This is a genomic window from Yersinia vastinensis, from assembly GCF_044905075.1.
GTDB classification, from domain to species: Bacteria; Pseudomonadota; Gammaproteobacteria; order Enterobacterales; family Enterobacteriaceae; genus Yersinia; species Yersinia vastinensis.
On record NZ_CP173260.1, the window covers coordinates 714,762 to 735,421 of the forward strand.

Genomic DNA, 20,660 nt, shown 5'->3' on the forward strand with positions numbered 1-20,660 from the left:
CAATATCTTGCTACCGCTGCGCCTCTCACCGTTATTGTTCCAGAGGCGTGGCGGTATTTTGTTGTGTTATTCACCGTAATGGGCATTTCGGATAAGCACCGATAATTCATTTAATCTCATAGGTTTGCCTAAGAAATAACCTTGAACTTCATCACACATGAGCGTTTGCAACTGCCCAAGTTGTTCTGCGGTTTCTACCCCTTCGGCCGTGACCGTCATTGATAATGCATGGCCGAGGTTGATAATACCCTCCACAATCGATTGGCCCTCATGTGACTCTGCCAGTTCGTCAGTAAAACTCTTATCAATTTTCAGGCCATCGAACGGGAAGCGACGCAGATAATTCAGTGATGAATATCCCGTACCAAAATCATCCATCGACAAGCGCACTCCAAGGGTTTTCAATGCCATCATGGTTTTAAATGCGCCGTCAGCGTCTTCAATCATTATCCGTTCAGTGATTTCCAATTCCAGCCGATGGCTGGGTAACCCGGTAAGCAGCAGAACTTGTCGCACTCGCTCGATCAAACGCTGGCTGCGAAATTCAATGGCAGAAATATTGACAGAAACAATCAGCGACGGAGGCCATGTCGATGCATCTTGGCAGGCTTGTAACATGGTCCAGTCACTTATCGAGGTGATAAGCCCAGTTTCTTCAGCCAAGGCAATAAACTGATCGGGCATGAGTAACCCTAGAACGGGGTGATTCCAACGTACCAAAGCCTCGGCTCCAGTCAGTTGCGTCCCCTCGATACGATAACGCGGCTGATAATAAAGACTAAATTCATTATGTTTGACGGCTTGGCGTAAAAATCGCTCCAGTTCGCTGCGTTGCATCAAACGGTCATTCATTTCACTGGAGTAGAAGCTCCAGCGGTTGCGACCGCTATTTTTAGCGTCATACATCGCAATATCTGCGAAGCGGAGTAGCTCCTCGGCATGCATGGAATCTTGTGGTGCCAGAGCAATACCGATGCTGGCACCGATATAAATATCCTGACCATTAATAACATAAGGGCTTTCAATTCGGGCAATAACACGGGCGCAGAGCTGTTCAATTTCTTTGATTGAAGCCAGTCCGGTAATAATCAGAATGAATTCATCGCCCCCCTGACGGGCCACTAAGTCTTGGTCACGCAAGCAACTTCTCAAACGTTCAGAGACCTGATGTAGCACCAAATCGCCTGTAACATGCCCATAGGTATCATTGACTGGCTTAAACTTATCCAAGTCAACATTAAGAATAACCAATGGGTGTGGAGATGCGGCCAGATTGCGTAATTTACTTTCCAAAAACTCCTTCATTCGTAGGCGGTTAGGTAAACCTGTCAACACATCATGCAAAGAAAGATGCTGAATACGTTCCTGTGCTTCTATTTCTCGGGTGATGTCGGATGCCGTGCCGCGAAAACCAATAATTTTGTCATCTTTGATAATCGGTTTGGCATAGATACGGCAGATGTGTTTATCCCCCTTGGCGGAGAAATAAGTGCATTGCAGTTCATTGCGGGATTCGGTCTGATGGGTGTACTGCAACCAAGAACGCAGAGGAATAACGTCACAATTCAACAAAATATCCAGGTTGCGCCCTAACCACTGCTCCACGCTTAGCCCGGTGATGGTTAAAAATCGTTGGGATAAATAAGTAATACGCAGGTCAGCATCAGTTTCCCATAACCAGTCGGTTGCAGCTTCCGCAACATGGCGAAAGCGTTCTTCACTGGCAATTAATGCTGACCTGTTTTCATCGGCCACTCGAGCCCCAGACATGGCTCGCCGCAGTACTAACCAGCCACTTAATCCCAGAATCATGGCAACCAGTGCCAAGAGCGGGAGTAATATGTTGAGAAGCTGTGCCCCCGGCATATCTTGGCTCCAATGTAAGGTTAACTTACTGTTATCACTGGAAGATAAAGGGAATGAGGGACTGGAAGAAAAATCTTTTTTGTCTCGTGGGGTGCGTAGTTGATGAATACCGTAATCTTCACCCAGAGCATTCAGCTCGGCCTGTGTCAGAAGATCGACAAACACCAAGACTGACGGCGCGCCTGACACGGATTTAACGCGCGGATCACTTCCCGTCGTTAATGCTGCCGCTGCAATGATGGCTGGTCGCCCGGCAACTTCGATAGTTTCAGTGGCGATAAACTCTGTTGCGGCTTGAGTACGCGCGGTATCAATTAAGGGCGTAATATCCTCGCTAAGCCAATCGGGTAGTGTGGTTTGTGTCAGCCGCCCATTGATGACGGAATAACGGGTTTTGTTCTGCCCATCAACGACAAACACGCCTTCGTAATTAAAATCATTATAAAGTGATGGCCCCAGATTTTGGCTGACATAAGCCCACTCAGGGTCGACTTTTACATGCAAATGTTCATACGCATCGCCCCAAAAAGCATTGTCTTTTATTCTGCTCTTGATTGCGCTTTGGCGCATTTCCCATGCTTTCTCAACGAGAAAACGGCTTTGGGAGATTGCTCGTTCGTTGAGTTGTGAGGCGATGTAGATAATACCGACCGCCGCAATAATGATGGTCGCCCCAACTAACAGGGCCATGGCTTGCAAAGTTTGCTTTGCAAAGAAAACATTTTCCCCTCTTGTCCGCGATTCTTGCGGCTTGGAGTCTGTCATAGTGAATTCCCTTAGACCTTTTGCATTTGGGTCAACTTGCAACGCCAATCACATGGGGTGTCGTTCTTACAAAATTCGGGCTGATATTAAGTATTATAGAAATATTTATTTAATCAGCAGGAAGTGAAGACTCTGAGGCAATCTAAACTAACATAACTCCGTCAAATTATAATTTGAGCTTAGGATAATTTAATGTTTTGTTGCGATTTTTTCATCAAAACAAAAAGAATAGGAATAAATTTAGCCAATGCCTACCCTATTATTGCCAATATGTGATGGATCTATTCTTGTGGTGAAACAGAGATGAGAAGTTAAGCGGAGAAATGATCGTGGGGAATGATTACCTGCCATTGCTCTGATCGGGCAATGACAGGTGAGGTGTTAGATAACTAAAGGCATCCAAATTAATCCGGTTAATAGCAGCAATACCAAGAACAGCACGCCAAATATTGCGCCTAAACGCCAATAATCGGCAGTCGGCAAATAGCCACTACCATAATAGATAGGGCTAGGACCTGTTGCATATGGTGTGGTAATACTGCTCAACCCGATGGCAGCGCCAATCATAAGACTAAATGTCAATAACGGTATTTCGGGGATCACTAATGCAGCAGCCAACATCATGGGCGCTAATGCTGAAGTATAAGCTGTTGCACTGGCAAAGAAATAACGTAAACCATAAAAGATAGTGACCAGCAAAATCATAATGGCGGTGGGTGAGAACCCTGATAGGCTGCCAGCAATGTGATGTCCAAACCAAGAGATAAAGCCGGTTTGGTTTAACCCTGTAGCCAGAGCAATCAAGGATGCCAGCCAGAAGAAGACACTCCAGGCTGATTTATTGCTAATAATATCGTCCCAAGTAATCACTTTGGTCAGTAGCATCACCGCGACAACGGAATATCCCACCATGGCGGCATCAATAAAGTCAGAGCCGAAGATCCATAACACCAGTGCCGTAATCATCAGCCCCAGCATTATTTTTTCACGCCGACACAGTGGCCCCATGATTTCTAGTTCTTTTGTGGCCCATTCAGGTACTTGATTACCTTGCTTTATTTCCGGTGGATAAAGTACATAGGTGAGCCACGGCACGAGAATAACCAATAAGATGCTCAATGGCAGCATACCGATAAACCACGTCCCCCAAGATAGCGCCACATCTGACGAGGACTTGAGTAAACCGACTAATAGCAAGTTTGGGGCCATAGCCGTTAAAAATATGGAGCTGGTGACACAATCTGCACTGATCCCCATCCACATAATATACGACCCAATTTTTCGTATTCCGGGAGTATTGGGCTGTGAATCATAAAGTGGCGGTAAGTTACGGATAATCGGGTAGATTATCCCCGCACCTCGCGCCGAGTTAGACGGTGTAACGGGGGCCAAGAGTAGTTCTGAGAACATAATGGCATACCCTAGAAACAGGGTTTTATGTCCCATTTTCTTGACTAACAACAGAGCGATACGGCGGCCTAATCCTGTTTTTTCATAACCCGTTCCAAACATAAATGCCGCGAATATCAGCCAGATAACCGAGTTTGAAAAACCGGAAACCACCCAAGAGAGTGCTTTCGACGTATATTTGAAACCGGGTTCAGCTAGTTGTTCAGGGCTGTAAAGCAACCAAGGAGAGAGCACGCCGATAATAGCCAAGCCGGTCATTGCCACAACCGCACCCGGCACAGGTTCTAAAATTAAGCCAACAATAACACCAAAGAAAATAGCGAAATAAAGCCATGCGTGTTCAGGTAATCCACTGGGTGAAGGAAATAAAGCGATAATAATCGCCACTGCTATGGGCGTTAATAATCGCCATGACAAATTTAACTTTGCCATAGTCAGATCCTTTTATGAATAAAGGAGGGGTAGCCCCTCCGGTTATCATTATTATTTAATATAATGAACATGTTCACAGATTTCATCGACAATAGCGTCGCGTTTTTCAGCAAACAATTTTTTATTGGCTTCAATAAGATTATTACCATGGGTGTCGATAGACACGATTAGTGGCCCAAAATCTTTCACTCGGCAGACCCACAGTGATTCCGGCATACCTAATTCCGTCCAATGGACTTCTTCTATTTCCTCGACTTGTGTTGCAGCTAATACTGCACATCCTGCCGGGAAAATAGCATGCAACGCTTTATGTGTTTTACAGCCTTCTTCAGTATTTGGTCCCATGCCACCTTTACCGACAATTAATTTAACCCCCGTCTGCTCAATAAACTCTTTTTCAAAACTTTCCATTCGCATACTGGTGGTTGGGCCAATTGAGATCATTTCCCATTTATCACCATTCTTTTTGACAATTGGCCCAGCATGGAAAATAGCTTTACCTCGTAAATCAAATGGGATCTCACGTTTTAATTCGATAAGGCGGCGATGACAAACATCGCGACATGTCACCAATGTGCCATTGAGATAAATAACATCGCCGGCTTTAATATCCACCAGATCTTCATCTTTAATTGGTGTTGTTAATACTTTTTTCATAATTGGTCACCTCGGGTATGGGAGATGCTCTCGAACGTTAAATCTTGCTGAACCAACAGGGTTCCGCGGCGGTGTGCCCAGCAACCAGTGGAGACGGCAACACCAATTGTCGATGGGTGACGCGCTGCTGACTCAATATGAACCCCCATAACGGAGGCCTTCCCAGTTAATCCCTGTGGCCCAATACCAAGTTTATTCAGCCCTTCTTCCAGACGGCGCTCTAAATCAGCAGCAATAGGATTTGGATGATGGCTCCCAATTGGGCGTAATACAGCTTTACGTGATAATACGGCGGCGGTTTCTACCGAGGTGGCAATACCGACGCCAACCAGCACCGGCGGGCAGGCATTGACAGCCAGTGTTGAAATATTTTCAAAGACAAATTTCACCACTCCTTCGTATCCTTCGGATGGCATAAGCACTTTAGAGCGACCGGGTAAAGTGCAGCCTCCTCCAGCCATATACACTTCGATTTCTGCGTGGGTAGCATTGGGGAGAATATCCCAGGTCACCCAAGGAACACCGCTACCGGTATTATTACCGGTATTGATCTCATCAAATATTTCGACCGCATTATGTCGCAATGGCGCTTTTATTGTGGCTTGCTGTACAGCGGCCTTTAAAATATTTTGTAATTCACTCAATAATGGGAAGTTAGTACCAACTTTGACATAAAACATTATCTCGCCTGTGTCCTGACAGGCTGGGCGATTCAGTTTTATGGCCTTTTCCATATTATCGAACATGGTATGGTAAATAATCTTTGCCATGCCCTCATTTTCTAATTCTCGAAGCTGTTTTAATTTATCAACAACATCGTCTGGCATGCGAGTAGATATCATTGCGGTAAAATCGGCAATAATATCGGTAAGTTTGGTGACTGCATCGCTTTGCTCAATTATGCTCATGAATACTCTCCAGCATAAATAATGGCTGATACGCCATTAAATGATGACTAAATAAAGGTGTGCTTTATTTATTTTTTATCGCGCTACCGGCAGTGAAAATAAACTACCACAAAAATTGTGGATTATTTCGTTTTTGAAGTGTGATTGTTCAATTAACAAAACGTGAATTCTCTTTTTTTCTTTATAAAGCTGGGGTTAGCAAAATATGTCATTTCCGTCAAAAATAAATAAATGACATAATGGCATCGTTGAGCAACAAATAAATAACAGAAAAACAACCAAAAGTTGCCAATCACAATAATTACGGTTATAGACATCAAAACTTTGTTGTTATTCATTGGTTGCATCAGGTCAGAAAGCGTTAAAGTAGCAATATCAATATTTCAATTCAGGAATAGCGTAATGAGTCTCGATCACTATCCCTTACCTAAAGATTTGCAGGTATTAATCGCCGTGGTTAATAGTGGTAGTTTTCAGCTTGCGGCTGAAAGTTTGGGACAAACGCCGGCATTCGTGACCAAGCGTATTCAGCAGTTGGAATTACAGCTCGGCGTCAAGTTATTGCACCGCTCCTCTCGTGGAGTGGTACTGACAGAAACCGGTACACTGACCTACCAATCCGCTCTCGATATACTGGAGCGATTAACGGCACTGAAAAATGAAGTATCCCAGATAAAGGAGCAACCCTCCGGGAAAGTGCGCATTGGGTGTAGTTTTGGTTTTGGCCGTAACTATATTGCTCCCGCTATTATTGAGTTAATGGCCCGTTATCCTGACCTGCAAATTCATTTTGAGTTATTTGATAAACAGATCGATTTGATTAAAGACCAGATTGATCTCGATATTCGGATAAACGACGATATTTCGGAGAGTTATATCAGCCGGATGCTAACCAAAAATCAGCGAATTATTTGCGCATCACCTGAGTATTTAGCGCGGCAGGGTACTCCTACCACGCTTCATGAATTGCAGCAGCATGATTGTTTGTTTACTCAGGAGCGAGATCAGACAGTCGGCGTGTGGGAATTAGAAAGTAAGGAGGGCAAAAAGTCAGTCAAGATATCGGGACACCTCTCTTCTAACAGTGGCGAGATTGTTTTGCAGTGGGCGCTAAATGGCCGTGGCATTATGTTGCGCTCATTGTGGGATGTTGCTCCCCTATTACAGAATGGGACTTTGGTGCGAGTGATGCCTGAATATGCGCAAAGTGCCAATATCTGGGCGGTCTACCATACCCCCCTCTATTTCTCGGCCAAGCTGAGAGTTTGTGTTGAATTTTTTTCCAGTTACTTCCAGCGGGTATCATTTTAAATTAGCCATAATCTCTTGCTGTATCGACGACATTCAGTGCAATAGGAATTTTTGTCGCAAGACGTTAAAGTGACGCCAAAATATGACTAATCCCGCTAAACTTATTAATGCCATACCCAACTTATTACCCCGCCGAGAGTAAGGAACAAATGATCATGTCTACACTGAAATGGGTTCGCCGCCGGATAACCCTTAGTTTGCAGCGAATCTTAAGCACTCGGCGACCTTCTTTGACCGCCTATGCCATTATTTTATTACTGGGTATTGGGGCAAATAATGCAATGGCGGAAGCGCCACTGCCAGCGGTGACTGTAGCCGTTGTAACTTCGACGATACCAGACAGTGCGTTGCAATATCTTGGTCGGGTGGAAGCTATTCAGGCAGTGGATGTTACGACACGAACTGAGGGGTTTATTGCCGCTAGGCTATTTACCGAAGGGCAGATGGTCACACAGGGCGAGCTTTTGTATGAAATTGATCCCGCGTTACATCAGGCCTCAGTCACTCAGGCGCAGGCGCAGTTAGACAGCGCAACCGCCAGTGCTAACCATGCACAGGTGAATCTCACCCGTTTACAACGCTTGGGCAGTAACCGCTCAGTGAGCCAAGCGGAAGTCGATGAGGCACAAGCACAGCGGGATATCAACCGGGCTGCGGTGGCTCAGGCACAAGCAAACCTACAAATTCAGCAACTCCAACTCAGCTTTACGCGCATTACTGCGCCGATCTCCGGCCAGATTGGCCACAGCCGCTTTAATGTTGGTAGCTTGATTAACCCGGCCAGTGGCACGTTGGTGAGTATCGTGCAGCTCGATCCTATTCGGGTGGCAATCGCCGTTAATGAACGAGATTACATTACGGCTACCTATCAATTGTCAGCGAAAAATCCATCAACCAGCGATAATAGCGCACTGCCGTTTGGGCATTTCACTCCGCGCATCCAATTGGCAAATGGCAAGCAATACCCGGAAACTGGTGTTTTTGAATCTGTTGATAACCAAATTGATAAACAGACCGGCACAGTGATAATTCGCACCCGCTTTGCTAATCCACTGCATTTACTCTTACCCGGTGGGGTGGTGAATGTCTCGCTGGCAACAGAAACGGCAAAAGCGGTGACGGCTATACCGATCGCTGCGTTACAGCAAAATAAGCAGGGCCATTTTGTCTTGGTGGTGACGGATAACGATCAGGTTGAAGTGCGGCCAGTGACTCTTGGCGCGCAGTTTGAACAGCAATATGAAGTGAAAGAAGGTCTGAATGTCGGCGAGCGCGTTATTGTGTCTGGGCTGCAACATGTCCGGCCCGGCATGACAGTGAGCGCCAGTATTGCTGCGCCACTGACGGCGAACTAAGGGGAAGGCCAGATGCTACATTTCTTTATCCGTCGTCCCAAATTTGCCATTGTTATTGCGCTGGTGATAACCATCGTTGGCTGGGTGTCATTGCACGTTATTCCCGTGGAGCAATATCCTGATATCACACCGCCAGTGGTATCTGTCAGTGCGGTTTATCCGGGAGCGAGTGCTCGCGATGTGGCGCAAGCTATTGCCTCACCGCTAGAAGCACAGGTCAATGGCGTCAGCAATATGCTGTATATGGAGTCCACCAGCGGTAACAACGGCAGCTATCAGTTGAGCATCACGTTCGCCAGTGGGACTGATCCGGATATGGCCGCCGTTGAAGTACAAAACCGTATTTCTCAGGTGAGCGCTCAACTGCCTGCCGAGGTGAATGAAAACGGTATTTCAGTGCGCAAACGGGCATCGAACCTGTTGTTAGGGGTGAGTGTCTTTTCGCCGAAACAGACTCATAACGCGCTATTTGTCAGCAACTACACCAGCATTCAGTTGCGTGATGCTATCGCACGTATCAATGGTGTCGGTGATGTGCAGGTGTTTGGTGCGCGTGATTACAGTATGCGGGTGTGGCTGAATCCACAACGTATGGAGTCACTGAATGTCAGCGTGCAAGATATCATCGCAGCATTACAACAACAGAACGTGCAAGCCGCTGCCGGGCAGATTGGTTCGTCACCGTCGACGCCAGACCAGCAGCAAACCCTGACTATCAGTGGGCAAGGGCGGCTTGCCGATCCACAACAATTCGCCAATGTGATTATTCGCAGCAACCCGCAGGGCGGGATGATTCGGCTGGGTGATATTGCGCGTGTCGCGCTGGGGGCGCAGAACTATCAGGTTAGCGCAGCACAAAATCAAACTGAATCTGCATTCTTAGTGGTCTATCCGGTTCCGGGAGCCAATGCGTTAAATGTGGCTAATGGGGTGCGCGATGAGATGGCTCGTTTGTCGGCGGCTTTCCCACCGGATCTAACGTATGAAATCAACTACGACTCCACGTTACCTGTCACCGCAACCTTGCATGAAATTGCTCTCTCACTGACATTGACTCTCATTGTGGTATTGGCGGTGGTGTATCTGTTTTTACAAAGTATGCGGGCGACGTTTATTGTCGCGCTCACCATTCCAGTATCGCTGCTGGGCACGTTTGCAGTGCTTTATGTCTTTGGTTATTCGGCGAATACACTCAGTTTGTTCGCCATTATTCTGGCGCTGACTATTGTGGTGGATGATGCCATTGTGGTAGTCGAAAACGTTGAGCGCTTGTTATCCAATGATCCTAATCTGACACCCGCGCAAGCCACTAAGCAGGCGATGAGCCAGATTGCAGGGCCGATTATTGCCACCACGCTGGTGCTAATGGCGGTATTTGTTCCTATTGCCATTTTACCGGGCATTGTGGGCGAGCTATACCGTCAATTTGCCGTCACCCTTTCGGCGGCAGTGATCTTATCCAGTATTAATGCGTTGACTCTCAGTCCAGCGCTGTGTGCGGTCTTGCTAAAGCGGCGTACTTTGTCGAATACCGGCGTGTTTGGCGCTATTAACCGTGGATTAGACCGCGCACGTGATGGGTATGTGGGATTAACAGGCCGTATTAGTCGCCGTGCTGTGTTCAGTATTGCCGCTCTGTTACTGGTAGGGTTGGCAACTTGGTGGGGTTATACCCGTCTGCCAACTTCATTCCTGCCAGAGGAAGATCAGGGCTATTTCTTCGTCAGTTTGCAACTGCCGGATGGCGCTTCGTTGAATCGTACTCAGACGGTCATGGATCAGATGTATCAGCAGGTGACGGCCAATGACGCCGTTGAAGATGTGATAAAAATCACCGGCTTTAGTTTGCTCAGTGGTAATAACTCGCCCAATGCCGGTTTTGCCATTGTCATGCTGAAACCTTGGGGGCAACGACCTCATATTGATCAGGTGCTGGCCAATATTCAGGCCAATTTAGCCACTATTCCTTCGGCGACGATTATGGCGGTGAATCCGCCAGCCATTGCTGGGTTGGGGAATGCTTCAGGTTTTGATTTGCGTATTCAGGCTCTGTTGGGGCAATCACCACAGGAGCTGGCACAGGTGAGTCAGGGGATTATATTTGCCGCCAACCAAGACCCGAAACTCAGCCGAGTATTTACCACCTTCAGTGCCTCAGTACCTGAAGTCAATCTGAGCATTGATAGGGATCGCGCCGCATTATTACAAGTGCCTGTCAGCCGCATTTTCCAGACGTTGCAAACATCACTGGGTGGGATGAATGCGGGTGATTTCACACTGAATAACCGTATGTTCCGAGTGCAATTACAAAATGATATGGATTTCCGCCAGCGTACTGCGCAGATAAATAGTATGAATGTGCGCAGTGATAATGGAGCATTGGTCAGTTTGGCCAACTTGGTCACGCTAACACCTTCTGTTGGCGCTCCCTTTATCAGCCATTTTAACCAGTTCCCTTCGGTGACGGTTAACGGTTCTGCGGCTGATGGAGCCAGCTCCGGTCAGGCCATGGCGGCGATGGAGGCACTATTAGCACAGAATTTACCGCAGGGTTACAGCTACAGCTGGAGTGGCATGTCATGGCAAGAGCAGCAAACGGGCGGGCAGGTGGTCTTTATTTATCTGGCGGCGTTGGTGTTCGCCTACCTGTTCTTGGTGGCCCAATATGAAAGCTGGAGTATCCCGCTGGTGGTCATTCTCTCGGTCGTCTTTGCTGTGGGAGGGGCGGTTGCGGGGTTATCAGCCATGGGCTTTGCTAACGATGTCTATGCACAGATAGGCTTAGTGCTACTCATAGGGCTGGCGGCTAAGAATGCGATATTAATTGTCGAATTCGCCAAAGCACGGCGAGAAGAGGGCGCGACGATTGCACAAGCGGCCCAAGACGGCGCCAAGCAGCGTTTTCGTGCGGTAATGATGACGGCAATCTCCTTTATCCTCGGTGTGATGCCACTGGTCTTTGCCAGTGGTGCGGGGGCGATGAGCCGTCAGATCATTGGTATCACGGTGTTTGGTGGCATGTTAATGGCTACTGCCGTGGGGATTTTGTTTATTCCTGCGCTCTATTTACATGTTCAGCGGCTACGGGAATGGACCAAAACACGCAAGCCCCCTTCGGATGAAGGGCCGCAAGCGTAAATATTGGCCTACTGAGATGTCACCTCGTGATGGGGTGACATTGCTGCCGCATCTTCGTGCATTTGCCTCTAAAAAGGGCGTACTGTCAGTGCCTCCCTCTTACCACATGCTCATTTCTCATTACACAAAGTACGGCTATTACTGCCAATTTGTGGGTGCCTGCTATTTGGTACAAACCTTGCTTTAGCCATAGACCGTACTATTACTGGCAAATGGCAGGGATAAGGTATGTCACAGGCGAAACAGGCTCCGGAATTAAAACGTACATTAGGTAGTTTTCAGTTGTGGGGGATTGCTGTCGGATTGGTTATTTCCGGCGAGTATTTTGGCTGGAGTTATGGTTGGGCGCAGGCGGGAACTTTAGGATTCCTGTTTACGGCATTGGGTGTTGCGGCCATGTATACCGCGTTTATTTTTAGTTTTACCGAGTTAACCACTTCTATTCCCCATGCCGGGGGGCCATTTGCTTATGCCCACCGTGCTTTTGGCCCTACTGGTGGCTTTATTGCGGGCCTCGCAACATTGATTGAGTTTGTATTTGCACCGCCTGCTATTGCGATGGCTATTGGTGCCTATATTAATGTGCAATTCCCCGCCATTGATCCCAAATGGGTCGCTGTTGGGGCTTATCTGGTGTTTATGTCACTGAATATTTTGGGCGTCAGTATTGCCGCCACATTTGAACTCTTGGTCACAATATTAGCGATTTTTGAATTACTGGTATTTATGGGCGTGGTGGCGCCGGGATTTGAGGCCAGCCATTTTGTGAAAGGGGGCTGGGCTGGTGCGGATACCTTTAGTCTGGGGGCTATGTCGGGGATTTTTGCCGCAATTCCTTTTGCTATCTGGTTTTTCCTGGCAATTGAAGGTGCGTCGATGGCGGCTGAAGAAGCTAAAGACCCACAGCGCACGATCCCGCGTGCTTTTATCTGCGGTATTCTGACATTAGTGGTACTGGCTCTCGGTGTGATGGTTTTTGCCGGCGGCGTGGGGGACTGGACGAAGTTATCCAATATTAATGACCCTCTACCACAAGCGATGAAAATTATAGTGGGCAGTGACAGTGGTTGGCTGCATATGCTGGTATGGCTTGGGTTATTTGGCCTAATAGCCTCTTTCCACGGCATAATTATGGGATATTCACGTCAGATTTTTGCTTTGGCTCGTGCTGGATATTTACCTAAACCTCTGGCAACCGTTAATCGGCGTTTCCGTACCCCGCATCTGGCGATATTAGCCGGTGGAGTGGTGGGGATTGCGGCAATTTTCTCCGATTCGCTGATTGTCATTGGTGGCATGCCGCTGACAGCCAATATCGTGACAATGTCCGTTTTTGGTGCCATCGTGATGTATATCACCTCGATGTTGTCGTTATTTAAACTCAGGCAAACCGAACCTCGGCTCACTCGTCCATTCTCGGCTCCCTTCTATCCGTTTGCCCCTGCATTAGCATTGGTTCTGGCAGTCGTCTGCTTGGTGGCAATGATCTATTACAACCCATTGTTGGCGCTGATATTCGCCGGAATGATGTTGGTTGGTTATATTTACTTCCGTCTGACCCACCGTTCACGGGCGGCGGCTGCATTCGATCCGCAACTGAGTGGTGCTGAGTGATATTGCATTCGTAATGTAGACGTCATGATGATTATTCAGGCTGCTTCGGCGGCCTGCTAAGTTAAGGGACGCGTTATGTACCAGACAACGTTGAGCCATCGTCGCTATCATTTTGGTGATTTGCGCGATTTGATGGCGAAAGCTTCACCCGCACGTTCAGGGGATTATTTGGCGGGTGTTGCGGCGGAAACGGCTGAAGAGCGCATAGCGGCACGTATGGCATTGGCCGATGTGCCGTTAAAAAACTTTCTACAGCAAATGCTGATTCCTTATGAGCAGGATGAAGTCACGCGCTTGATCATTGATACGCACTCCCAGTTGGCTTTTGCCCCGATAGCACACCTGACGGTGGGGGATTTTCGTGATTGGTTGCTCAGTGAGCAAACAGACAGTGCGACGTTGGCACAAGTCAGTGCGGGTATTACCCCGGAAATGGCAGCCGCAGTGAGCAAAATCATGCGCAACCAAGATTTGATTCTGGTAGCGAAGAAATGCTGTGTTATCACTCGGTTTCGTAACACCATTGGCCTACCGGGCCATTTAAGTGTGCGACTACAACCTAATCACCCTACGGACAGCTTGCAGGGGATTGCGGCCAGCATGCTCGATGGCCTGCTGTATGGCAGTGGCGATGCCGTGATTGGCATTAATCCTGCCAGTGACAGTTTGCCGTTGCTGGAGAAACTGAATTATATGCTGGATGATGTGATCCACCGCTTTGAGATCCCAACCCAATCTTGCGTGTTAACCCATGTTACTAACACCCTTAAACTGATAGAGCGCGGCACGCCGGTTGATCTGGTTTTTCAGTCAATTGCAGGCAGTGAAGCCGCCAATGCCGGTTTTGGTATCAATCTCGCTTTAATTGAGGAAGCGCAACTGGCGGCCCTGAGCCTTAAGCGCGGCACGGTGGGCGAAAATGTGATGTATTTTGAGACCGGGCAGGGGAGTTGCTTGTCGGCAAATGCCCATTTTGGTGTAGATCAGCAAACCTGCGAAGCCCGCGCCTACGCCATTGCCCGCCGGTTCTCTCCATTGTTGACCAATACCGTGGTCGGTTTTATCGGGCCAGAATATCTCTATGATGGAAAGCAGATTATCCGTGCGGGCTTAGAAGACCATTTTTGCGGCAAGCTGCTGGGAGTCCCGCTTGGTTGTGATGTTTGCTACACCAATCATGCCGAAGCGGATCAGGATGATATGGATACCCTCTTGACCTTACTGGGGGCGGCGGGATTGACCTTTATGATGGGGATCCCGGGTGCTGATGACATTATGCTGAATTATCAAAGTACCTCCTTCCATGATGCGCTCTATATTCGCCAATTGCTCGGTTTAAAACATGCTCCTGAGTTTGGTTTATGGTTGGAAAAAATGAATATTATGGATGCACATGGGCAGTTGCGTGACACCGCGATGAATCATCCACTATTGGCTCAGTTGCCTCAATTGGAGGTCGCCCCATGAGTCCTAAGCATGATTTACTGCATCGTAACCCTTGGGCAGGTTTGCGGCAATTTACGGCAGCCCGTATCGCTCTAGGTCGCACCGGTGCCAGTTTACCGACCAGTGAGTTGCTCAAATTCGGTTTGGCGCATGCGCAAGCACGCGATGCGGTGCATCAGCCCTTTCTCAGCGAAGATCTTGCCAGTCAATTAGCTGGCTTAGGGTTAACCACCATTACCGTGAACAGTGCTGCACCAGAACGTTCCACTTATCTGTGTCGCCCGGATCTGGGGCGACAACTGTCGCAGCCAAGTCGTGAACAGTTGTGCGCATGGCCTGATAAGCAAGCGGATGTTTTGCTGGTAATTGGTGATGGCTTATCATCCAAGGCGGTACACCGACAGGCAATTCCTCTGGTTGAAGCCTTACTGCCTTATTTGCAGACACTTGGCTTATCACTAGCTCCGGTGGTATTGGCTCATCAATCCAGAGTGGCATTGGGCGATGATGCCGGGGAGTGTTTGCAGGCCAAAGCGGTGGTTATTTTGATTGGTGAAAGACCGGGTCTCTCTTCCCCTGATAGCTTAGGTGTCTATATGACTTGGGGGCCTAATACCCAACGGTTGGAATCGGAGCGTAACTGTATTTCGAATATTCGACCAGAGGGGCTGGATTATCCTCAAGCGGCATTTAGGTTGGCATGGTTGTTAGAGCAATCTTTCCAGCGGCGTCTATCTGGTGTGCAGCTTAAAGATGAAAGTGATAACCCTGCATTATACGGGGGCGTAAGGCCCGCTTATATAACGGGCGACTCAACTAGTATATCTAACTGATTAATCAAACTAAAATGGCGGAAAAATTCACTTTCGCCCTCTTTTGTCGCTTATCAAACATGCATTTTAGATAATATTACGTTAACATATCTAATGATTGCAGGTTGAACCATCCTACACATCTCCTCGTTTACAACTATTCTTATAAATACCTCACAAAATTTGAATTTTCATCAAAATGACTGCGCGTCACTCTTTTCATGCTTTATGCAGTGGAGTTATTGGGAACATAAAGGAAGAAAAAATGGGACTACGAAGAAAAAGCGTTAAACCGATGCAAATCAATGATATTACGATCATTGATGATGCCAAACTAAAGAAAGCTATCACTGCCGCGGCGTTGGGTAACGCCATGGAGTGGTTCGATTTTGGTGTGTATGGTTTTGTCGCATTCGCACTTGGACAAGTATTTTTCCCTGGTGCTGACCCTGGTATTCAAATGATCGCGGCATTGGCGACCTTTTCTGTGCCTTTCTTGGTGCGGCCTTTGGGCGGCATATTCTTTGGGGCGCTGGGCGATAAATATGGGCGGCAGAAAGTCCTGTCAGTTACCATTATTATTATGTCGGTCAGTACCTTCTGTATTGGTCTGATTCCCTCCTATGCCTCGATAGGGATATGGGCGCCGATATTGCTGTTACTGGCGAAATTGGCGCAGGGCTTCTCTGTTGGGGGGGAATATACCGGCGCCGCGATTTTTGTTGCTGAATATTCGCCGGACAGAAAACGGGGTTTTCTCGGCAGTTGGCTGGATTTTGGTTCCATCGCCGGTTTTGTGCTTGGCGCGGGGGTCGTGCTGCTGATTTCCAGTATTGTGGGAGAAGCCAGCTTCCTTGAATGGGGATGGCGTATTCCGTTCTTTGTTGCGGCTCCATTGGGGTTAATTGGTATTTACCTGCGTCATGCACTGGAAGAGACACCTACTTTCCAGCAGCACGTAGATAAAATGGACAATGACTCGCGACACAGCATTGCCCAGCCCCCGAAAGTCTCTTTTCGTGAAATTCTCACGAAGCAATGGAAGAATCTGGCTATTTGCGTGGGTATGGTGATGGCAACGAATGTCACTTATTACATGCTGTTGACCTATATGCCAAGCTACCTGTCGCACAGCCTGCATTATTCGGAAGATCACGGTGTATTGATCATTATTGCCATTATGTTGGGGATGCTATTTGTTCAGCCGGTAATGGGATTAATGAGCGACAGAATTGGTCGCAAACCTTTTGTTATTTTCGGCAGTATCGGGTTATTTATTCTTGCCATTCCTAGCTTTATTCTGATTAACAGCGGAATTATTGGCTTGATATTTTGTGGCTTGCTGATTCTGGCCATTTTACTTAACTGCTTTACCGGTGTGGCGGCGTCGACATTGCCAGCGATGTTCCCAACGCATATTCGCTATAGCGCATTAGCCATTGCTTTTAATATCTCCGTACTGGTTGCGGGCCTGACACCTACGGCTGCGGCTTGGTTGGTGGAAACGACGCAAAACCTGTTTATGCCTGCTTATTATTTGATGATTGTGGCCATTATTGGTTTGGTGACGGGGATCTTTATGAAAGAGACAGCGAATAAACCACTGAAAGGAGCGACTCCCGCTGCATCAGACAGGGCAGAGGCAAAAGAGATATTGCAGGAACACCATGACAATATCGAACAGAATATTGAAGACATTGACCAGCAAATTGCTGAACTTGAGAAAAAGAGAAAGAACCTGATTGCCCAGCACCCAGATATTAATTAAGGCGTACTGTGGGTTACATCACGGTTTCAATTTGACTCAGATCAATAAAAGTCAATTCTATACAGTGACTTACCTTTCTTTTCAAATCTGTCTTTGACCCTCCCCTTGGGGGAGGGTTTATCTTACTTGTCATTATTTCTACTTCTCTTTATACCCTTAAAGGAATCCATGACAGTGAAAAAGACATTTGCTTCAACTGCCCGACTGGCTATTGTTGCTCTAGCCGCAGTCACTTTCAGCCATTTCGCCTTGGCGCAGCCCGCATCCCCCGCAGAAACAGCGTTTTTGACTCAGCATGGTTTATCAGGAAAAACCACTGAGCAGATGATTGAAACAATTGACCAATCTAAGCAGGAGCGGCCTTTAGCCTATTCAGCTTCAGTTACCGGTACTGAATTAATGTTATCTGATGGGCAGCAACAGTATGTTTTCCCATTGGGTGATAAGTTTTACCTCTCTTTTGCACCTTATATAACCCAAACTCACCCCTGCTTTAATCACAGTTTATCGGGTTGTCGTGGGGAGCTGGCAAATACCCCGTTTGATGTGAAAATCACCGATAAAACAGGGAAAGTTATCCTGCAAGATAAACTCACCAGTTACCAAAATGGTTTTGTCGGTGTGTGGTTACCACGTAATACCGAAGGGACAATTGAAGTCAGTTATCAGGGGATGACGGCAATCTCACCGTTTACGACTCAAGCCGAAAGCCAAACTTGCATGACGACATTGCAACTGAAAAAATAAGCCGGAGATTTTGTGTTAATTTAAGCGGGGATTTTACATAAATAGCAGAGGTTGGCGTGGCCATAGAAAAGGTTGTTGTTGTCATTGATATGCAAAACGGCGTTTTTGCCCACCCCCGCTTTGATCGCCAAGGCCGTATCACGCGTATTAACCAGCTAATAGACCGGGCTGACCACGTTATTTTCATTCAGCATATTGAAAATGAAATGGCTGAAGGAAGTGAATTGTGGCAACTATTACCAGAATTGCACCGCCCGGAAAGTGCAATTTCGGTCAATAAAACCGCCTGTGACGCATTTTATCGTACTCAACTCGACAACGTGATTGCCGAGTTGAGTGCACCTCATCTAACAATCTGCGGCTGTGCCACAGATTATTGCGTTGATACCACTATCAAAATTGCTGCTAGCAAAGGTTATGCCCTAACCATCGCAGCAGATGCCCATACCACGGCAAATCGCCGACATGTGACTGCTGAACAGCTTATTGCGCATCATAATGAGGTTTGGGCTGATCTGACTGTTCCCGACAATCGCATCAGAGTAAAAACCACACAGCAAATCCTCGACGATTGGGCAAGATAAGCGGGCCACGAGCTGATTTTCTTGTCTATGGCGCAGCCCCTTTATCGGCTCAATCCAATGCTTCTTCTTGCACTTCCAACACATGATAAGCCGTTGAGCAAAATAGTGAGTTCAGGCGCTTCATATCACCCAATAGCCCCATATGCAGGCTGCTGGTTTCAATGCTCAGGACGTTTTGCTGGTGTAAGCGTTCAACGTGAGCATGAGAATAACGACGGTTCAGTAAGCGAAAGCGGTGCTTGGCGCGACGCAGGCGCTTGGCGTTATTGATATCCCGCGATAAAAACACCGACATGCCTAAATCCAGATTTGCCACTAGTCGGGCATGAAGAGTACTCAGTTCCTCAAATCCTTCAGCTGAAAACGGCTTACGTGCATTAAGCGACTTGGCGGCAACATCGGATGTCATGCGGCCAATAATATCGCCCGCCTGCTGGAGATTGACCGCCGTATCAATAATCTCAGCCCAGCGGCGCGAATCAATTTCACCTAATTCATCTTGCTGAATCTGCGCTAAATACAGTTTTATTGCGCTATAAAGCATGTCGACTTCATCTTCCAGCAAACTGACTTCATGCTTTTGCTGCTTATTACCCTCTAGCACTTCTTTAAAGCGCAAGAGCATTTGCTCCAACACATCCCCCATACGCAGGGTTTCTCGCACAGCGTTAGCCAACGCCAGTGATGGAGTATCAATCGCCGTAATATCAAGATAGCGTGGCGCGACAGGCTGTACGACACTTTGGTCATCACTGACTAACCGGCTACAGATCCGCGCCATCACGCCCACTAATGGCAGCATCAGTAAACAACGAAGTAGGTTATAGAAAACATGGAAATAAATGACCACTTCGGCTGCCGGTAAGTTATGCCCGTACAGCCACTTCCCTAGCATATTGACCCACGGGACGACCAAAATGCAGCCGATGACCTTGAACAGCAAGCTCCCCAGCACGACTTGCCGGGAAACGGCATTCTGCCCACGGCTGCTGATCAGCGCTAGCAGACCACTGCCCAGATTCGAGCCTATCACGATGCAAAGGGCGATATTCAGAGGCACCAAACCGGTAGCGGCCAGAGTTGCCGTCAACAGCACGGCAGCCAGACTGGAATAACTGATCATGGCGAACAGTGCACCAATCAAGAGTGCCAGAATGGTATCCCCAGTCAGGGAGGAGAAAATCGCTTGAACAGCGGTTGCCTGCGTAATTGGCTCGGCAGCAGTGACAATTAATTGCAGCGCCAAAATGATCAACCCAAGGCCAATACACACCCGCCCCATTTGGCCAATACGCGCTTTACGCTGCCCAAGGAAGACAATCACCCCGCCTAAAATCAGCATCGGTGACAGCCAAGAGAGATCAAAGGTGAGCACCCGTGCCATCAGCGCCGTCCCGACATCAGCACCCAGCATAATCACTAATGCGGGTGACAAGGAAATCAGCCCTTGCGACACAAACGAAATGACCAGTAGCGCCGTGGCATTACTGCTTTGTACCAGAGCTGTAACACCAATCCCGGCGATAAACGCCGTCGGTTTTTTCTGGATACTGGCACTCAGTACCCGGCGCAAATCGGCACCATAAACACGCATGATACCCGTGCGGACGATGTGTGTTCCCCACACCAGTAGGGCAACAGAGGAAAGCAGATGAAGCAGTGTCAACATATGAGTTTGGGGATCTCCTTATTATTTAAAGGTAAAAGTGGGGGGGGGTTGCCCTCCGATGTTTGACCTCATCGATAGCGGTGAGAAGAAACCGACTTAGCCAGCAACGCGTAACCAGGCAAACAAGACCGCCACTGCAATGACAATAATGGCGGTAGCAATCACCAGCCGTTCAGCA

The 20,660-nt window shown here is 47.8% G+C and carries 14 protein-coding genes; 9 read left to right on the top strand and 5 right to left on the bottom strand.

Annotated features, from left to right (window positions below; translation table 11 throughout):
• Positions 1-66 precede the first annotated feature (66 nt).
• The 4 genes from ACIOG0_RS03215 to ttdA form a co-directional block, all read right to left on the bottom strand.
• Positions 67-2,631, bottom strand: coding sequence for an EAL domain-containing protein (locus tag ACIOG0_RS03215; RefSeq protein ID WP_164908400.1), 2,565 nt, complete (start codon positions 2,629-2,631; stop codon positions 67-69).
• A gap of 381 nt (positions 2,632-3,012) precedes the next feature.
• Complete coding sequence (locus ACIOG0_RS03220) at positions 3,013-4,473, bottom strand: anion permease (RefSeq protein WP_128451767.1); 1,461 nt, start codon at positions 4,471-4,473, stop codon at positions 3,013-3,015.
• A 51-nt stretch (positions 4,474-4,524) separates the two neighbouring features.
• Positions 4,525-5,130: a L(+)-tartrate dehydratase subunit beta gene (gene ttdB, locus ACIOG0_RS03225; protein ID WP_050097881.1), complete on the bottom strand. Its 606-nt coding sequence runs from the start codon at positions 5,128-5,130 to the stop codon at positions 4,525-4,527.
• Positions 5,127-6,038 (bottom strand): L(+)-tartrate dehydratase subunit alpha, encoded by a 912-nt coding sequence (ttdA, locus tag ACIOG0_RS03230; protein WP_050140147.1) that lies wholly within the window; start codon positions 6,036-6,038, stop codon positions 5,127-5,129. Before ttdA ends, ttdB begins: the two co-directional genes overlap by 4 nt.
• A 402-nt stretch (positions 6,039-6,440) precedes the next feature.
• Between ttdA and ACIOG0_RS03235 the strand changes: the two genes are divergently transcribed.
• The 9 genes from ACIOG0_RS03235 (at position 6,441) to ACIOG0_RS03275 (ending at position 18,813) form a co-directional block, all read left to right on the top strand.
• Entirely contained in the window at positions 6,441-7,349 is a 909-nt protein-coding gene (locus ACIOG0_RS03235; RefSeq protein ID WP_128451768.1) for a LysR family transcriptional regulator, read from the top strand.
• 155 nt (positions 7,350-7,504) lie between these two features.
• The gene (locus ACIOG0_RS03240; RefSeq protein ID WP_072086517.1) at positions 7,505-8,704 is read left to right on the top strand and encodes an efflux RND transporter periplasmic adaptor subunit; all 1,200 of its coding nucleotides are present in this window, start codon (positions 7,505-7,507) and stop codon (positions 8,702-8,704) included.
• Between the two features lie 12 nt (positions 8,705-8,716).
• Entirely contained in the window at positions 8,717-11,842 is a 3,126-nt protein-coding gene (locus ACIOG0_RS03245; protein ID WP_050097884.1) for an efflux RND transporter permease subunit, read from the top strand.
• Positions 11,843-12,070: 228 nt separating this feature from the next.
• The gene (eat, locus tag ACIOG0_RS03250; RefSeq protein ID WP_050140146.1) at positions 12,071-13,456 is read left to right on the top strand and encodes an ethanolamine permease; all 1,386 of its coding nucleotides are present in this window, start codon (positions 12,071-12,073) and stop codon (positions 13,454-13,456) included.
• 75 nt (positions 13,457-13,531) lie between these two features.
• Complete coding sequence (locus ACIOG0_RS03255) at positions 13,532-14,923, top strand: ethanolamine ammonia-lyase subunit EutB (RefSeq protein WP_050295974.1); 1,392 nt, start codon at positions 13,532-13,534, stop codon at positions 14,921-14,923.
• A complete protein-coding gene (eutC, locus tag ACIOG0_RS03260) occupies positions 14,920-15,735 on the top strand; it encodes an ethanolamine ammonia-lyase subunit EutC (RefSeq protein ID WP_128451769.1) in 816 nt (271 codons plus the stop codon). The genes ACIOG0_RS03255 and eutC overlap by 4 nt, the downstream gene beginning before the upstream one ends.
• 244 nt (positions 15,736-15,979) lie before the next feature.
• A complete protein-coding gene (gene proP, locus ACIOG0_RS03265; RefSeq protein WP_050140143.1) occupies positions 15,980-17,482 on the top strand; it encodes a glycine betaine/L-proline transporter ProP in 1,503 nt (500 codons plus the stop codon).
• A gap of 174 nt (positions 17,483-17,656) precedes the next feature.
• Positions 17,657-18,229 (top strand): copper-binding periplasmic metallochaperone CueP, encoded by a 573-nt coding sequence (cueP, locus tag ACIOG0_RS03270; protein ID WP_050098152.1) that lies wholly within the window; start codon positions 17,657-17,659, stop codon positions 18,227-18,229.
• An 89-nt stretch (positions 18,230-18,318) separates the two neighbouring features.
• On the top strand, positions 18,319-18,813 hold the full coding sequence (locus tag ACIOG0_RS03275; RefSeq protein ID WP_404705042.1) for an isochorismatase family protein: 495 nt from the start codon (positions 18,319-18,321) through the stop codon (positions 18,811-18,813).
• Positions 18,814-18,862: 49 nt separating this feature from the next.
• Here ACIOG0_RS03275 and ACIOG0_RS03280 read toward each other — a convergent pair whose 3' ends face one another.
• Positions 18,863-20,482: a Na/Pi cotransporter family protein gene (locus tag ACIOG0_RS03280; RefSeq protein ID WP_050097890.1), complete on the bottom strand. Its 1,620-nt coding sequence runs from the start codon at positions 20,480-20,482 to the stop codon at positions 18,863-18,865.
• Positions 20,483-20,660 lie beyond the last annotated feature (178 nt).

Coding starts and splice junctions, on each gene's coding strand:
- ACIOG0_RS03215 (WP_164908400.1), bottom strand. CDS start 2,631: ATGACAGACTCCAAGCCGCAAGAATCGCGGACAAGAGGGGAAAATGTT.
- ACIOG0_RS03220 (WP_128451767.1), bottom strand. CDS start 4,473: ATGGCAAAGTTAAATTTGTCATGGCGATTATTAACGCCCATAGCAGTG.
- ttdB (WP_050097881.1), bottom strand. CDS start 5,130: ATGAAAAAAGTATTAACAACACCAATTAAAGATGAAGATCTGGTGGAT.
- ttdA (WP_050140147.1), bottom strand. CDS start 6,038: ATGAGCATAATTGAGCAAAGCGATGCAGTCACCAAACTTACCGATATT.
- ACIOG0_RS03235 (WP_128451768.1), top strand. CDS start 6,441: ATGAGTCTCGATCACTATCCCTTACCTAAAGATTTGCAGGTATTAATC.
- ACIOG0_RS03240 (WP_072086517.1), top strand. CDS start 7,505: ATGTCTACACTGAAATGGGTTCGCCGCCGGATAACCCTTAGTTTGCAG.
- ACIOG0_RS03245 (WP_050097884.1), top strand. CDS start 8,717: ATGCTACATTTCTTTATCCGTCGTCCCAAATTTGCCATTGTTATTGCG.
- eat (WP_050140146.1), top strand. CDS start 12,071: ATGTCACAGGCGAAACAGGCTCCGGAATTAAAACGTACATTAGGTAGT.
- ACIOG0_RS03255 (WP_050295974.1), top strand. CDS start 13,532: ATGTACCAGACAACGTTGAGCCATCGTCGCTATCATTTTGGTGATTTG.
- eutC (WP_128451769.1), top strand. CDS start 14,920: ATGAGTCCTAAGCATGATTTACTGCATCGTAACCCTTGGGCAGGTTTG.
- proP (WP_050140143.1), top strand. CDS start 15,980: ATGGGACTACGAAGAAAAAGCGTTAAACCGATGCAAATCAATGATATT.
- ACIOG0_RS03275 (WP_404705042.1), top strand. CDS start 18,319: ATGCAAAACGGCGTTTTTGCCCACCCCCGCTTTGATCGCCAAGGCCGT.
- ACIOG0_RS03280 (WP_050097890.1), bottom strand. CDS start 20,482: ATGTTGACACTGCTTCATCTGCTTTCCTCTGTTGCCCTACTGGTGTGG.